This window comes from Vibrio sp. DNB22_10_4 (assembly GCF_052879755.1).
The window spans coordinates 920,893-936,543 of sequence record NZ_JBNNXW010000001.1 but is presented as its reverse complement, the minus strand read 5'-3'; the positions used below and the strand labels follow the sequence as shown (position 1 = coordinate 936,543).

The following is a 15,651-nucleotide window of genomic DNA, read 5'->3' as shown; positions in this document are numbered from 1 at the left end:
AAAAACCTCCCAAAAATTGGGAGGTTTTACCCATTTACCGTTAGCTCTATTTATTAACAAGTTTGAGCTGTTGTTTTTCTTTGTACAGTGATGCAATTGATGCCGCTGTCATGGTGAATAAAATCACACACAAGGAGAACCAAGTTGGAATTTCCCAAGGCGATCCTACCAATGCCATCTTGATACCGATGAATATCATAATGAACGACAGAGCAGGTTTGAGATACACAAATCGATTCATCATCCCTTCAAGAACAAAATAGAGCGAACGCAGCCCCAGCAGAGCAAACACGTTTGCTGCCAACACCAAGAATGGTTCACGGGTCACAGCAAAGATCGCCGGGATAGAGTCGAGCGCGAACAAAATATCCATAAAGGCAATCACACCTATTACCACCAGCATAGGGGTAAACACTCGCTTGCCATTTTCAACAATCGACAAGCTATTGCCATGATACGAGTCCGTCACCGGCAACAGTTTTCTAATCAATCGCTCTGGAAGTGGATTGATCTCATCGTCACCATGGTCACGCGCTAGTTGAATACCCGTCCAAATCAAGAAAGCGGCAAACAGATACATGACCCAGTGGAACTGAGCAAGCAACTGAGCACCGACACTGATCATGATGGCACGCAATACCAACGCACCAATCACACCCCACAGTAGCGCACGCGGACGCAAGTGCTGAGGTACAGAGTACTGGTGAAAGATGATAGCGAATACAAATAGGTTGTCGACGCTGAGCGATTTTTCAAGCAAATAGCCAGTTAGAAACGATACCGTTGCTTTTTCTGCGCTGTAATCGCTGTCTGGCGCGTACACATGCCAAAATAGATAGATGGTTGCAGCAAACACGAATGCCAAGACAAACCAAAAACCGCTCCAAATCGCCGCTTTGCGAATGGTAATTTGACCGCCGCGAGTCTGATAGATATCCAATGCGACTAACACAAGAGTCAGCAGCAGGAAGCCAAGATAGATAGATGGGCTCATAAGTCCTCCGGGCGGAAGGACGGGACTGTTTTAGACGACCTTCCGCAAACCAATAACACACCAGCACACGAATGCACTGAGCCTTTGATTGCGTTGGTCTCGTCAAAGCGTTATGAAAACACTTATATTTGCCGGATAAGTTGATTGCTATAACAGCACTAACTTAACGAGATGACGACAAATAAACGGGTGACTACTCCCCAAAACGAGGCGATTGTAGGGCGAGATGAGAATGCTGTCTATAAGAAAAACCCCAAAAACGAAAAAACCAGCATAATTAAGGATGCTGGCTTCACGTCTTGGTATGTAAAGTATTGATTATGCTTTATCTTTGCTCGTCGCTTTCTGGTTCGTTTCTTTCCAGTACTGGATACGACAACGATGCAGTTGTGCACGTCTCATCTTTTTCATGGTTAACTCCTTCTAAACTTTACGCATCTCACGTTACGTTTCTTATGTAACAGTGAAATGACAACCGTAAGACCGTTGTGTGACACTCTGTGAATAACATCGATGAGCTTGTTGTGTTGAACACACTTGCTCGGCTAACGATTCCAAATCAAATGAATGCGCTCAGCGTCACTGGTCATTAATAGCGTCTTTGTTGCTAACGTATTCTGAATCTCATTTTTCCTGATCCAGGTAAACTGTTTGGACACAAAAGTGGGATGTAAGTTCAAAAATTCAACCAGTTTCTTATCCGCAGTTTGAGCCGTGCCCTGATTGATCAATTCTTCGACAGTGAGTGTTTCATCACCAATTTTGACCTCAACCAAGTGATAGCTGTCTTTGCGCAAAGCGGTTTGAACATAGGTAAAGTGATAAACGCTATAAGGAAAAGAGTAGTTAACCTCGGTGACTTCACCTTCTGAATCGACCGCAATAACCACATCAAGCTCAATGCCACGATAGCTTTGCTCAAAAGCACAAAACGTCTCCCGCTCTACTTCTCCACAGTCATAAAGCTCTGTAAGACTTTCAACATCAGCAAGCGTCTTGATAGGCTGTAGACCCGCAACATATTGGCTTGGCCAAAGCTCAATAGCGAGGATGTTATGGCTAAAGGCAAGCAGCAGTAAGGCGAACAATGGCTTCATTTCAATCTCACGGGGTTAACTCTGATACCCAAGACTAGCAAGATATACCGCTGCTCCCCTCCTCCCCCTGAATTACGCCCACACTAAGGTCATTTTGTGAGCAGGCGCAAATTCTAAGGCGTAGGCGATGAGAAGGATGTGACTGACATGGATGCGTTTTATATTAGCCTCGGAAAACTACAAAAAATGGAATGAGCATGAAACAAAAGACCCTACTTGCTTGCATGCTACTAGCCTCGCCTGGGCTGCTAGCATCACCTAATATCACGGTTTCAACTTCAACCACCAGCCGTGACTATCCTATAACGGCAGATGAGCCGTTGGTGATACCACTAACCAAAGATAAATACCAATTAAAAGTGTCGGGCATTGATGGCAATTGCGATCGTCAACTGCCTAGCAAAATTAAGTTCAATACACCGATTCCTCTGTTGTGTGGCGAAGACTCGGTTCTGCCTCTCAACATCCGTTTTACCGGCGATTATGCTTTTGCCTATGACGATGACACTAAGTCTCTGGTATTCAAAAGGCAACCTAAGAAAGTCGCCAAGAAAGAGTTCAAACGCCCTATTCCCAATGTTCAATGTGAAGCATTACCAAACGAGGCACAGACCATTGCTGTAGGAGATACCTATGCCGATGGCACTAAACTAAAAGACGTCTTCACTGGTGATGTTGTCACAGTCAATGAAGGCAAAGTGACGGTTGTGCCAAACGCAGCGTCAGGGGGCTTGACTCTACTAGAGCCTGTCGACACTGCTGACCTGTCTGATGCCCTAAACTATCGCAATGCCAACATCTACTTTGTGATGGTAGATAGATTCAACAATTCCAATCCGGGTGAACCGCAGCCATATGGGCGTCAATCTGATGGTAAAGACAACATAGGTACTTTCCACGGAGGGGATCTAAATGGCATCACCGAAAAACTCGATTACATCCAATCTCTTGGCACCAATGTAATTTGGCTATCACCGATTGTCGAGCAAGTGCATGGATTTGTTGGCGGCGGCGACAGCGGTTCATTCCCATTCTATGGCTACCATGGCTACTGGACTCGTGACTTCACCAAGATCGATGAAAGTTTCGGCAACGATGATGACTTAAAACGTCTTGTTGATGAAGCACACAAACGCGGCATCAAAGTGTTGCTGGATGCAGTCATTAACCACCCTGGCTATTCAACACTCGCCGACCTTCAATATGATGACCTCAATGTACTCAAGCCAGAGCACCAGTTACCAGCGATGTTCGCCAAGTGGCAACCCAAACCCTCTGAAAACTGGCACAGCTATCACAGCAATATCGACTACCAAAGCAAAGAATGGAGTCAATGGTGGGGAGCGGATTGGGTTCGTACCGGTTTGCCAGGCTACGACAAACCAGGTTCGAGTGACATTACCCTATCGCTCGCAGGCCTTCCTGACTTTAAAACCGAGTCCACTAAAGCGGTAACCCCTCCGCAGTGGCTGCTTGATAATCCCGGAACTCGTGTTGCCAAACGCGATAATTACACCGTCGCCGATTATCTGATTGAATGGCAAACGGATTGGGTAAAACGATTTGGTGTTGACGGCTATCGTGTCGATACCGTGAAACACGTAGAAGGCGAAGTTTGGAAGAGGCTAAAAGCACAAGCTACGCAAAGCCTAGAGCAATGGCGAAAAGACAACAATCAATCAGGGCAACCCTTCTGGATGATGGGTGAAGTATGGGGACACAGTGCGTATCGCAGTCCTTATTTTGACGACGGCTTTAATGCGCTCATCAACTTTGATATGCAGAAAAAACTGGATAAAGGCGCGTCATGTTTCAGCCAAATGGCGGACACCTACCAAAGCTACGCCAACTCAATTCAAGAGTCGGAAGACTTTAACCCAGTGAGCTACATGTCTTCCCATGATACCGAGCTTTTCTTCAGCCGTTTCAAAGACTACACCATGCAGAAAAACGCAGCGAATGCCCTACTTTTAAGCCCTGGTGCGATTCAGGTGTATTACGGTGATGAAGTCGGTCGAAATATTGGCCCATATGCCGACGACTTCCACCAAGGCACTCGCTCCGACATGGTGTGGACACTCACTGAAGATAAGAAAGCACTGCTCGAACATTGGCGAACTGTTGGTCAATTCCGAGACCGTCACCCTGCAATTGGCGCAGGTAAACATACCGAAATTGTTAACGACAATGCTTATGTATTCTCTAGAGAGCTTGATATTGACAAGGTGATTGTTGCTTACTTTGGTAAGTAGTTGCCTCTGACATGAGCAAACACGAACCGAGGTAAAACATGTCCTTTTCTGCGGTTTTAAACTAACAAATGAACTCAAACGCCTCAATAGACAGTCTCTCTGGATCTATTGAGGCGTTTTTTGAAGCCGAGAGTACTTTCATGACACTTCGGCATTGAGTAATGACCGTTGATTGGACGTTAGTACGCTAGGCTCCAGTTGTCGTCATTCCGCACTTGGTGCGGAAACTACTGAACGCGCACACCTAGAATTAAAAGTTGGTTATCTGTGATTTTTATTCCCTAGCAGGGGTTACTCATTTTGGGACAGAAATGAGTAAGCGACCTCACTAAATTAGTAATTCATAAATTAATTTAAGTGAGGAAAACTCTTACAGGAAAAAGGTTAGACCTGTCCCCGTTATTTTTTAGAACCGACTGTTCTTTTATCTTCGCTCTGTTCATTGCTTTCCAATAAGTCATTAATGATAGAAGCTACGACATCATTAAGCCACTGAGTGTAAGGAGAATTGCGCGCTCGGTGAGAATAAAAACAACCAATGGAATACTCTGGAATACCGTCTAAATGAGATAAAGGTAAAATGGTAAGATCGCTGGGTAAAATATGTTCAACAATTTCAGTTACGGGGAGAAGCCCATTATGATTTCTCAACGCATCAAAACACAACTCCATCTTATCGGAACGCAATAATATTTTGGGTGTTAACCCTCTGCTTTTTAAATAGATGGCGGCGTAATTTTCTCCAGGATTATAATCTGGCATGAGCATCAAAACGAGGGGATGCTGAACAATGTCTTCTGCAGTAAATTTAGCTTGAGTAGTCAGTATGTGGTCCTTACGGCAACACATCCTTATTGTGGAGATACGCACTGGCTTTTGAATGATTTCTTTCGATAGAGCAATGGGTTCAAAGTTGATCCCTAAATCGACTTGGTTGTTTTTGAGCTTGTGCTCAGTCTCGCCTGACCAGTTTTCAAAGCGAATCGTGGCATTGGGGGCAAGCGTTGTAAGTTGATTGAATAAAGCACCCATAAGAGGATGATAAAGCACCGTATTAAGGTGAATACTGATTTCTCCCGTATAGGTGACTGGATCAAAGCTCTTTCCTTGCTCGAACAAAAACTCTAGCCTAGAGAGAATATCAGGAAGTTGAGCAAGCAGTTCTTCACACTTTTGCGTAGGCTCCAATCCATGTAGTCGACGCGTAAACAAGGGATCATTAAATTGCTCTCGCAACTTTTTGAGTGACTTACTCACCGCTGGCTGGCTAATAAAAAGCCGCTCTGCCGCGCGCTTGGTGTTTTTTTCTTCACCAAGAATTTTTAGTAACTTCAAGCTATTAAAATCAAGCCTTAGCATTTCAATATCTTTCATGAGTGACCCCTACAGCGCAAGTTCGAATAGGTTATCACAGTTCGGTTCGGAGTGAATAACAAAGGTAGGCTCACGGCCTACCAGTTGAAAATAAAGAGGCCATCACCATTGGTATGCAAAATATGGCTCTGCTGGTGATGGCTTAATCGAAGTCAGCTTACTTTAAAATGAAGCCTTTGGCGCAAAGATAGCTTCTAGCGGCGTGCCTTCGTACATAATACTTGCTGCTGTTTTTCCCTGTAGACCTTCACGTGGCCCGTAGTAGCGTGCGACAAAGTAATATTGTTCTCCTTCGATCACTGGCATCCAATAAGTACCATTTTGTGGATCCTCTGCACTGAAGGTGATGGTTACCATCCCATTCTCGTCTGGCATCGTATTGTGCAGTGCAAATGCCTGACGGTTACTGCCATCAATAGTGGCTGGATCCAACGGTAAACGTGTAGCCGAGCTGTAACGAGTGACAGACCAGAAGTAATCAAGATCTAAGTTGTGCTCCATCGTCAACACAAACGGCTCAGATCCATTCAAAGGCTTACCCTCTGGAGACATTGGAATGTTCTCATAGTAAGCATGGTATGCAGGGAAGCCTAGGTGACCGATATGCGTAATGGCGGCGCGAGTTAGGTTGTCACCATTAGCGTCAGGGTGCGTTGGTGGCTCAAATCCGTGTTCATTATTGACTAATACACCGTTGGCAATTTGTGACGTAATGTAGTCTACGGTTTTCTCATAACGCTCATACGTATAAGCAGCAGATGCATTCAGCATGTAAGGTTCTGTTTCTTTCCAGCCATCGTTTAATGACATCGCAAAGTTGATCACTTCGCGTGGATCTTGTGTGCTAGGGAGTGTTATAGGCTCTGCTGCAACCACTGGAGTTAGTTTAAGTTGACGGCGATTTTGGTCTGCGTAGCCGTCGTCGCGATACATTTTAGTTTCAGTACGGATGAACAAAAATGGCAGATCGTCATTCACTTCAATGATTTCAGTGAAGTCCCCTTTTGGTATGCCGTAATCTGCACCTTTACGAGTAATCAGGTATTTGCCGCCCTCTTGAGGTGACGCCTCAGCGTATAGAGTAAAATGCTCTGAATCGATAATTTGAACCGAAGCGTAACGGTTGTCGCGTGGCGGGGTTTCTAAGATGACAGGGCCATTACGTACATCTAGCACAGCCTTTGAGTACAAATGATCAAGCGCAGGGGTGATAACAAAGAAGGTATGGTCCGCTATGTCTGGGTGCTCAAACTCATTAATGCCGTTAGCCTTAATATGTTCAACCATGTTTTCCATATGATGGTATACGCGTAATCCAGTAAAATCTGTATCGTCTAGAGTAGTGCTAGCATTAGTAACCGTTGTTAGTAGTGCTAGAGATGCCGCTAGTAAAGTCTTTTTCATAATTTGCCTCTGTTGTTTAGAAGGAGTTAATCAACTGGGGCAATAATAGGGAAGTCAGTGAGCCTTACTGAAATGATTTAGCGTACATTAAAATATTCCAATTGGTTATATTTAGACTTGCTGATCTAGGTAACAACGCGATCAAGTCATGATCATAAACTACAATTTAATGGTTTATCCGGCTGTGTAATAGCCTGCATTTATGTTTTGGTATCCCATTACGAAAAACACAAAGGTATAAAATAACCAACAGTAATTTATTAACGCCAATCTAGTTATTTCATTACTCGCCTTAGAGTCATTAATATTTGCAACCAGTTTGATGCTTTGGATAAGCGTCGCAAATAGAAAACGTGTTGACCGCTCAATGACGAGTAGTAAGCATAAAAAGGCATCGAAATGAAATCACAATTGCTCACAGCATTAATTGCTGTACTGCCCAATACTATTGCACTTGCTTCTGATTCAACTGGTTCAGACGGCCTTCAGGACATGAGTGATCCTATGGCCGTTTACACGCAAGTAGGCAGCGGGATCACCAACAAAGGGCTCAATGTGAAACTTGGTAGCGCATACGACACCATGGACCCAGAAACAATCGCAATGCATGTTTTAGAGCTTAAAGGGGCGTTGGGTGATTCTTTAAGTTTAGAGGGAAATGATTCCATTAACGAAGGACGGTACCGTCACTTTAAAGTCAACACCTCAAACGGTATGGGTAGTCAAATTGATTTTAACTGGAACTTTGAGCAGCAAAGTGGGCTCGCATCATACTCTTTTCTCCAAGCCCTGCCCGCATTTGGACCACTAGAGCTCTACCCTTTAGCGGGAGCAGGCATTGTTATTCGAGACAATGAAGGTTATGAAATACCAGCCAGCTTTGCCACTGTTGGGCTCTACTCTAAGCTTGCCATCAGTGACGATGTCTGGATGAACTACAACCCTACCTATTCTTCCCAATTAGGGGGAGATAATCAGCTGAAATCAATGTTCGGTTTTTTACATGAAGCTGCAGTCAGTTATCAAATTGACTCTAAGCAAAACGTACGTTTTTTTGTTAACTGGGGGAAATCATTAGATAGTACAGATGTTCGCTTGGAATACAATTACCAGCTCTAAACATATTTATTACAATGGCTTAGTTACGATTCCAGGTGGGAGAAAGCGGTGACTTCAGCAATCAAAAATCAAACGGGTAAATGGATCCATCATGCATTTACTGCCACAAGTATGGCATTTTATTTTGCGATTGTCGGGGATGCCGCCCTCATCCAAGACTCATTAGCCCTCAAAGTCGCGTCTATTGGCTTTACTCTTTCAATCATTTTTAATGGGATTTGGGCATTTTCATATTTTGAATCAGAAGCAAGATCTAACCTCATTCATCGACTCTTACAAATGAGTATCTTCGCCAAACTTAGTCATTGGATTGCGATTTTTTCGTTCATAATCTCTGCAGCTTGTATCATCATTTATGTCTTACAGACTGGGCACGTTTTGGTTCAACCATATTGTTTTCAATAACGCTTAACGTTGGCAGATTAGGACTTCCGTTCTTTTAAGCCACTGTAATGCATGTAATCTACTTTGTAAAAAGTGATGCTAACCCTAACCCACTCTATGAACTTTATTAGTGCCAACATAAAATGCTTGAATTAGCAACTTGCAAAAGAGTTCATACACTAACGTGGAACGGGGCAATTTCATGTTAAGTGCCCCGCCAGAAAAAATCTGGACAAATGCTCTACATCCCTTCATTTATTACATACCAATACAGCCGTCATTCTCACGAAAGTGAGAATCTCACAAAGCGCATAGCCAACTGAAAAATAAAGACTAAGTCACAAATAATATCTCACTGCTCGCCGATGGAGATTCCCTTTTTCAAGGGAATGACGGAATCTTTAGCTTTATGGTGCAACGCCTGAAAACTCAGGCGTCTTTTTATTTGGGTTCCAAACACGTTTAAGCCAAAACCCCCATAAAGTAAGGAATAATGAACGCATTAGCCAAGTCGATAAAGAACGCACAAACCAACGGCACCACAATAAACGCTTGATGCGAGTTACCGTATTTCTGTGCCACGGCAGACATGTTGGCCATTGCTGTTGGTGTCGAGCCTAGTGAAATACCACCAAAGCCTGAACAGATAACCGCTGCATCGTAATTTTTACCCATCGCTGGAAAAATAATGAACAGGTTAACCAAAATCGCGACCACAAATTGGGCGCCGAGAATGGCAAATATTGGCCCTGCCAAATCTACTAGCGTCCAAAGCTGCATACTCATCAGTGACATCGCTAAGAACGCGCCGAGCGACATGTCGGCAATCAACGCCACAGCCGGTTTGTTCGCAGGCCATGTTGTACCAGTAATGCGTGGATAGTTGTGCGGGACAATGTTCGAAAGGATGATACCTGCAAACAGACAAGTCACGAACAGAGGCAGTTGTAGGCCAAGATACTCTACCCCTTCATTGAGGAACACGCCCACAATAATACAGGTATGTATAGCAAGCATCGCATCGAGGAAATCATAAGAGGTGATTTTTGGTTCTGGTTTGTTGTCAGCAACACCCACATCTAAGTGTTGTTCTTCAGCAGGCTTAAGGTCATAACGTTTGATAAGGAACTTAGCAATTGGACCGCCCATGATACTGGCCAATATCAAACCAAAGGTAGCACTCGCGATACCAATTTCCATCGCTGTATTCAGACCAAACTGCTCTTGAATTTTTGGTGCCCAAGCGATCGCAGTGCCGTGTCCGCCAATCAGAGATACCGTACCACTGAGAAGACCTGCCACCGGCTCTAGACCAAAGGCTGTTGCCACGGTAATACCCGTGACGTTTTGGATCAACATATAGCTGACGGTGATCGCGAGCAAAATAATGAGTGGCTTACCACCTTTCATCAGGTCACCTAAGCTGGCGTTAATACCAATGGTGGTGAAGAAGTAAACCAAGAGCACGTCGCGCGCCATCAAATCAAAAGAGACTTCAAGCGACGTTGCCATGTGGAAGAGTGCGAACAATACTGAGAAAACAATACCACCCGACACAGGCTCAGGGATACTAAACTCCTTTAGAAACCCCACAACCTGGTTAAGCCTGCGCCCCACAAACAAAACAATAATGCCCATGGTTACCGCTAAGAAAGAATCGATATGAATCACACCGTCTTCAATTATCATAGTATCTACATCCTGTAACAATATAATAACTACAGGATGCCTGTATTCAGTACGCTATCCAACTCTTTTGTGGTGAATTTTTTATTTTGTTACATATCGTCGAGAAATTGCTCAAAGATTTTGCTTCGCTTTTAGTTGCTCAATCACGTAAGGCGGTGCCACCTTACCTAACTCATCTAAACACGCCTCTGTTTTCGCGTTGTTGTGGCGAACGTACATATCGCACACCGCATAAAGCTGCTCTGGTGCACCCGAGATCAAATAGGCTTTTTCGAACGACTGAGTTGCTTTTGCTACGTCTAAAGGCTCTTGCAACACCCCATTTAAATACCAGTAGTAACTGTTGTCCGGCGCAAGATCTGTCGCCTTCTCTATAGCGCTCGCAGCTTCTGATTTATTCTCCATACGAACTAAAGTTAGCGCTTTCGCATATTGAAGCTGCGCCGAAGCATTGTCTCGTTCGATAGCTTGGTTAAGCACATTTAACGCCTGTTTGTCGTCAGATTGAGCACGATAATTATCAGATAAGCTAAGTGATGCTTGTGTCGTCAGCTCCGGATCATCTATAAGTGCAAGATACTGCTGCTCTGCCTTCTCCCACTGCAATTGCCAACGATAAACGTCGCCCAATAATAATTGACTGTGCTTGCCAGATTGCCTTTCCAGGTAGTTGGTGACTGTAGGATAAACCTTATCAATCGCCTGCTGCTGTTCGTCGGCCATGGTCGAATAATCTGGCAATAAATTGATTGCCGCCGCTATTTGTACTGACTGCTCACTATCAGAAAGCAGAGGCGAGACTAGCTTCCATCTATATTCAAACTGATAAGGTTTTACCCCGACAATCGCTGCTTCCCTGACATCAGGATTACTGTCTTTCAGGGCACGCGTAACCGCCACCAAAGCATTCTGATTAGGATATTGGCTGAGTTCATGCAAAGCATCGACACGCGCTCCTGCACTCTCCGCTTGATTTTGTGCAACATAAGATAAGCGTTGAATACGCTGCTCGGTAGACTCTTGCGCGGAAGACGCCGCCTGTGCGTGTGATTCGCCGATCACAGTATTATCTGCAATTACGTAATGGCTGATTGATGCCAGTAACAGGCTTGCCAGCGCCAAAGGTTTGATATTCATGATTCGCTCCTAAAATGGATACTGAGTGGCTTGCTAGAATTTTGGATTAAAGCCGGTTGCATTGGCGTCCTGAACAACACTTTGCATGGCCATCTTCCTTTGCTCAGCTACTGCTCTATCACTAAACTTGCCATGGGCTACTGGATTTCCTGTTGCGCGCAGTATGTACGCTAACGCCTTGTCTGCGTGAGAGAAAAACTTTTTCCACCCCGCACACAAATAGTTCAAACCAGGCTCTCCATTTCGAGTTTTGATGAAACGATTTTTTGGACACTCTCCGTAACAAGCAAATTGGTAGTCACATTGCTGACATTGGCTCGTCAATGTACGAGATTTCGCAAAACCAAACTCTTGCTGACCTTTGCTATAAGCCATATTTTCTAGGCTATCGGTATTAATGTTGCCAATCTTGTATTCTGGGTAGACATAGTGGTCACAGCTAAACACGTCGCCATTTGGCTCCATTGCCAACCCTTTTCCACACAATGACCCTAGAGTACAAAGTGGATTTTTGCGGCCCATCCAAGTCTCGACACTGGCTTCAAAGTACTGAACAAACACCTTACCAATGTCTTTCTCAACCCATTCATCAAAGACCGCGATAAGAAAATTACCCCAAGCCTCATCCGATACACACCACGGCTCCATAATAGAGTTGGCATTACCTGGAATAAGGCGCTTATCACCTTGCCTCAACTGCTCACTCGATTGCCCTGTCTGTGGTGCATCGGTTCGAAACGTCTTTTGCTCAACAATAGGAATGAACTGCATTTGCGGCGAACGAACTTCATCGCGCAAAAAGCGGTAAACCTCCAGAGGGTTTTTGCTAGTTAGGTTGTTCACACAAGTTAGCGTGGCAAAACTCACTTTGTATTTATGTAATAGCTCGACTGCCTGCATGACTTGTTTGTGGGTACCACGACCCGCACGGTTGGTACGATAAGCATCATGCAGCATTTGCGGCCCATCAATGCTTAAGCCGACGAGGAAGTTGTGCTTCGCTAAGAACTCACACCATTTGTCATCTAACAAGGTGCCGTTGGTTTGCAAATCATTGGAAATTTTCACACCCGATGGCTGGTACTTCGCCTGTAGCTCGACGATTTTTTTGAAGTAGTTCAGACCCAGCATAGTCGGTTCACCACCCTGCCAAGAGAAAATGATCTCCGGGGTGTTCTGACCTTGAATGTAGTTTTTGATGTACTGCTCGAGCATGGCTTCGTCCATCTCTGGTGAACAGCCTTTCTTATATTCAAGTAAGTCTTGTTTGCTCAAATAGTAGCAGTAGTTACAGTCGATATTACACACGGCACCAATTGGCTTCGCCATCACGTGCATTCGCTTAGAGGGTCTTCCTTGAAACTGTGGTCCTTGAGTTAGCTGCATCGGTGACTCGGCGTTAGAAGATGCCATAGGAGTTGTGGTCGCGTTAGCGCTAGAAACCATAGAAATAGACCTTATATCGGATAACGAGCTCAGTGTATCTCAAGTGCAGAGTGGTGGTTGTTATAGTGCATATAACCAAAAGGAAAGTGCGCTGAGGTTACCATTTCATGGATACTTTTGACTGACAAGAGCAACGCACATGAACCATCACACAGAGGAAAAGCAAGCATGGAATGCGACCAAACTATTAGTAGTCTTCGCTATCATCGCGCTACCTATCCTACTTTCTGGCTGCGCAACTAAGCCAGATCACCCAATAGCCCTCAAGATCAACCAAGACATGGTGCTCGTTGAAGGTGGTGAGTATGTGATGGGATCCGATGCACCAGAAGCCGCCAAGTCGGAGCGCCCCGCTCACACTGTAAAAGTAAACAGCTTCTACATTTCCAAATTTGAAGTCACTCAAGAGCTATTTGAGTCCGTTATGGGTTCATCGATGAGCTTTTTTGCCGACCCTAACGTGCCTGTGAACAACCTAAGCTGGCAACAAGCCAATTACTTTGTCGAGCGTTTAAACGAACTGACGGGTGAAAACTATCGCCTACCTACGGAAGCAGAATGGGAATTTGCCGCAAAAGGCGGAAACGAGTCTAAGGGCTACACCTATGCGGGTTCTAACAAAATTGACGACGTCGCATGGTATGTTGAAAACGCAAACAATCGCGCTCACCCTGTAGGACTTAAACAACCAAACGAACTTGGGCTCTATGACATGACAGGTAACGTCGGCGAGTTCGTTCAAGATGCCTATGACGACGGCTTTTACCGTTTTTCCCCCATCGATAATCCCAACAACGCGAAACACTCAGATTCTGGCTTGTCACATAAATCCGTTCGAGGTGGAAGCTTCTCCTATGACGCTGATGAATCAGAAAATTTCCGTCGTGACTTCGCAAGCCAATCTATAATTATGTCGGACATGGGATTACGTCTGGCAAAAGATCACTAACGTCTTGGCAAGGATACTGTATGAAACATACCCTCAATATAACTTCTCGCGTTACACGCACACTACTCGTGACAGCGTCACTAACAGGTGGGCTTTTATTGCCCACCATTGCACACGCCGATGCCAACCAACCAAAATTAGTGGTACAAGTCACCGTTGATGGGCTGCGCGCCGATCTCATTGAGCGCTACAAACACAACTTTGGCCAAGGTGGTTTTCGTTACCTAATGGACGAAGGCGTCTACTATAAAAACGCCAACTATGAACATGCCAATACCGAAACCATTGTAGGGCATGTCTCTCTAGCAACAGGCGCGCCACCAGCGGTGCATGGTATGGTGGGCAACGTCTGGTTCGATCGCTCTTTGGATCGCTTGGTTTATAATGTCGAGGATCCTAACTACGCGATGCTCGCCACGGGAGCCGGAGTCGATAAAGCAACGGAAATCGACCCCACTCAAAAAGCCGCTGCCGGTGACGGACGCTCTCCGGACCCTATTTTGTCGACCACCTTTAGTGATGAGCTGACTATCTCCAACAATGGCCAATCGCGTGTGTTCTCGGTATCAATCAAAGATCGCGGGGCGATATCTTTAGCAGGTCATAGCGGCAAAGCGTTTTGGTTCTCCAAAGCACAGTCAGAGTTTGTCACTAGTAATTACTACTACGACAGCAACCCACAATGGTTGAATCGTTGGAATGAAAAAGCGATTCCTAAACGGTACTCAGGTCAACGCTGGGAGCTCTCCTTGCCTAAAGAAAGCTACTCTTTACAAGAACGAGCGAAAGACCACAAAGTCGACATTGGTGGCTTTGCGCGAACCTTCCCACACCCATACGGACCTGCGTCATACAAGTACTACTCGACCATGCTAACTGTTAGCCCAGCGGGTGATGAGATCACTGCAGAATTTGCTAAAACGCTAATGGCGCAAGAGAAACTGGGAACAGGCTCCGCAACCGACTTTTTAGCCATCAGCTTCTCTTCCAATGACTACGTGGTGCATTTGTACGGTGCCTCAAGCTTGGAGACTGAGGATAATTTAATTAGGCTCGATAAAACCTTGGCGGATCTGTTCAGCCATATCGACAATTCCGTAGGGCTAGACAATACGCTAATCGTACTTTCTGCTGACCATGGAGTACCAGAAGCAGCACCAACGCTAAATACATTAGGGTTTAGACAGCCGTTCTACTTTAATAAAGATGCCCTACTCACCAAAGAGCTGATGGGCAAGTTAAAAAGCGAATTTGGATTGGGTGAAGAGGTCATTAAGCTTTACGCACAGCCATATATATACCTAGATCACGACTTAATCGCGAAGAAAAACCTATCACTGAGTGACGTTCAGAAGCTTATCGCAGAAGAAGTGATGAAAGTGAAAGGCGTTGCCGCAGCAGTGACCAGTGAAGACATCGCCAACAATCGCGTGGCGGACTCTCGTGTGAATCAATTGATTCGTAATAACTATCATCCACTGCGCTCAGGCGATGTGTACATGGTGTTTGGCTCACGTACTTACATCAACGATATGGACGGCCTCACCATAGCATCAACGCATGGCTCGCCTTGGCGATATGATACTCATGTTCCGGTTATCTTTGCGGGTAACAAACTGGAAGCTGAAACCATTAGCCGCCCAGTTACGCCTTATGATATCGCGCCTACGCTTTCAGGCTACTTGAACATCAGTGCGCCAAGCGGTGCAACCGGCAATATCCTCGAAGAGGTCGTCGATAACTAGCGTTCGTTGGGAGGGGCGTTTGATTTAGATAAATCAAACGCCCCTTTCATTCTTTATACCC

General features: G+C 45.1%; 12 protein-coding genes. 5 read left to right on the top strand and 7 right to left on the bottom strand.

Translation table 11 applies throughout. The features are described from left to right. Nucleotides 1-46: 46 nt before the first annotated feature. On the bottom strand, nt 47-994 hold the full coding sequence (locus ACVA6Q_RS04010; protein WP_446646614.1) for a TerC/Alx family metal homeostasis membrane protein: 948 nt from the start codon (nt 992-994) through the stop codon (nt 47-49). Nucleotides 995-1,539: 545 nt separating this feature from the next. Continuing rightward, entirely contained in the window at nt 1,540-2,091 is a 552-nt protein-coding gene (locus ACVA6Q_RS04005; protein WP_446646613.1) for a hypothetical protein, read from the bottom strand. A 197-nt stretch (nt 2,092-2,288) separates the two neighbouring features. Here ACVA6Q_RS04005 and ACVA6Q_RS04000 point away from each other — a divergent pair, with 197 nt between their 5' ends. Continuing rightward, the gene (locus ACVA6Q_RS04000) at nt 2,289-4,343 is read left to right on the top strand and encodes an alpha-amylase (protein ID WP_446646612.1); all 2,055 of its coding nucleotides are present in this window, start codon (nt 2,289-2,291) and stop codon (nt 4,341-4,343) included. A gap of 399 nt (nt 4,344-4,742) precedes the next feature. Here ACVA6Q_RS04000 and ACVA6Q_RS03995 read toward each other — a convergent pair whose 3' ends face one another. Both ACVA6Q_RS03995 and ACVA6Q_RS03990 read right to left on the bottom strand, forming a co-directional pair. Further along, nucleotides 4,743-5,717 carry a LysR family transcriptional regulator gene (locus ACVA6Q_RS03995; RefSeq protein WP_446646611.1) on the bottom strand — a complete coding sequence of 325 codons (975 nt, stop codon included), beginning with the start codon at nt 5,715-5,717 and terminating at the stop codon, nt 4,743-4,745. Nucleotides 5,718-5,879: 162 nt separating this feature from the next. After that, a complete protein-coding gene (locus ACVA6Q_RS03990; protein WP_446646610.1) occupies nt 5,880-7,121 on the bottom strand; it encodes a DUF1254 domain-containing protein in 1,242 nt (413 codons plus the stop codon). Nucleotides 7,122-7,520: 399 nt separating this feature from the next. Here ACVA6Q_RS03990 and ACVA6Q_RS03985 point away from each other — a divergent pair, with 399 nt between their 5' ends. Both ACVA6Q_RS03985 and ACVA6Q_RS03980 read left to right on the top strand, forming a co-directional pair. Further along, complete coding sequence (locus ACVA6Q_RS03985; protein WP_446646609.1) at nt 7,521-8,240, top strand: hypothetical protein; 720 nt, start codon at nt 7,521-7,523, stop codon at nt 8,238-8,240. A gap of 48 nt (nt 8,241-8,288) precedes the next feature. After that, nucleotides 8,289-8,645 carry a hypothetical protein gene (locus ACVA6Q_RS03980; RefSeq protein WP_446646608.1) on the top strand — a complete coding sequence of 119 codons (357 nt, stop codon included), beginning with the start codon at nt 8,289-8,291 and terminating at the stop codon, nt 8,643-8,645. A 441-nt stretch (nt 8,646-9,086) separates the two neighbouring features. Here ACVA6Q_RS03980 and gltS read toward each other — a convergent pair whose 3' ends face one another. The 3 genes from gltS to ACVA6Q_RS03965 form a co-directional block, all read right to left on the bottom strand. Further along, nucleotides 9,087-10,313 carry a sodium/glutamate symporter gene (gene gltS, locus ACVA6Q_RS03975; RefSeq protein ID WP_446646607.1) on the bottom strand — a complete coding sequence of 409 codons (1,227 nt, stop codon included), beginning with the start codon at nt 10,311-10,313 and terminating at the stop codon, nt 9,087-9,089. A 111-nt stretch (nt 10,314-10,424) separates the two neighbouring features. Next, on the bottom strand, nt 10,425-11,450 hold the full coding sequence (locus tag ACVA6Q_RS03970) for a hypothetical protein (RefSeq protein ID WP_446646606.1): 1,026 nt from the start codon (nt 11,448-11,450) through the stop codon (nt 10,425-10,427). 33 nt (nt 11,451-11,483) lie between these two features. Beyond that, nucleotides 11,484-12,836, bottom strand: a complete 1,353-nt coding sequence (locus ACVA6Q_RS03965) for an anaerobic sulfatase maturase (protein ID WP_446647177.1) — start codon at nt 12,834-12,836, stop codon at nt 11,484-11,486. 199 nt (nt 12,837-13,035) lie between these two features. Here ACVA6Q_RS03965 and ACVA6Q_RS03960 point away from each other — a divergent pair, with 199 nt between their 5' ends. Further along, on the top strand, nt 13,036-13,845 hold the full coding sequence (locus ACVA6Q_RS03960) for a formylglycine-generating enzyme family protein (protein ID WP_446646605.1): 810 nt from the start codon (nt 13,036-13,038) through the stop codon (nt 13,843-13,845). 20 nt (nt 13,846-13,865) lie between these two features. Next, nucleotides 13,866-15,590 carry an alkaline phosphatase family protein gene (locus ACVA6Q_RS03955; protein ID WP_446646604.1) on the top strand — a complete coding sequence of 575 codons (1,725 nt, stop codon included), beginning with the start codon at nt 13,866-13,868 and terminating at the stop codon, nt 15,588-15,590. The last annotated feature ends 61 nt before the right edge of the window (nt 15,591-15,651 follow it).

Bases quoted from the DNA above. Each gene is read 5' to 3' on its own strand.
- ACVA6Q_RS03960 (WP_446646605.1), top strand. From the start codon at position 13,036: ATGAACCATCACACAGAGGAAAAGCAAGCATGGAATGCGACCAAACTA.
- ACVA6Q_RS04010 (WP_446646614.1), bottom strand. From the start codon at position 994: ATGAGCCCATCTATCTATCTTGGCTTCCTGCTGCTGACTCTTGTGTTA.
- ACVA6Q_RS04005 (WP_446646613.1), bottom strand. From the start codon at position 2,091: ATGAAGCCATTGTTCGCCTTACTGCTGCTTGCCTTTAGCCATAACATC.
- ACVA6Q_RS03990 (WP_446646610.1), bottom strand. From the start codon at position 7,121: ATGAAAAAGACTTTACTAGCGGCATCTCTAGCACTACTAACAACGGTT.
- ACVA6Q_RS03970 (WP_446646606.1), bottom strand. From the start codon at position 11,450: ATGAATATCAAACCTTTGGCGCTGGCAAGCCTGTTACTGGCATCAATC.
- ACVA6Q_RS03995 (WP_446646611.1), bottom strand. From the start codon at position 5,717: ATGAAAGATATTGAAATGCTAAGGCTTGATTTTAATAGCTTGAAGTTA.
- ACVA6Q_RS03985 (WP_446646609.1), top strand. From the start codon at position 7,521: ATGAAATCACAATTGCTCACAGCATTAATTGCTGTACTGCCCAATACT.
- gltS (WP_446646607.1), bottom strand. From the start codon at position 10,313: ATGATAATTGAAGACGGTGTGATTCATATCGATTCTTTCTTAGCGGTA.
- ACVA6Q_RS03965 (WP_446647177.1), bottom strand. From the start codon at position 12,836: ATGCAGCTAACTCAAGGACCACAGTTTCAAGGAAGACCCTCTAAGCGA.
- ACVA6Q_RS04000 (WP_446646612.1), top strand. From the start codon at position 2,289: ATGAAACAAAAGACCCTACTTGCTTGCATGCTACTAGCCTCGCCTGGG.
- ACVA6Q_RS03955 (WP_446646604.1), top strand. From the start codon at position 13,866: ATGAAACATACCCTCAATATAACTTCTCGCGTTACACGCACACTACTC.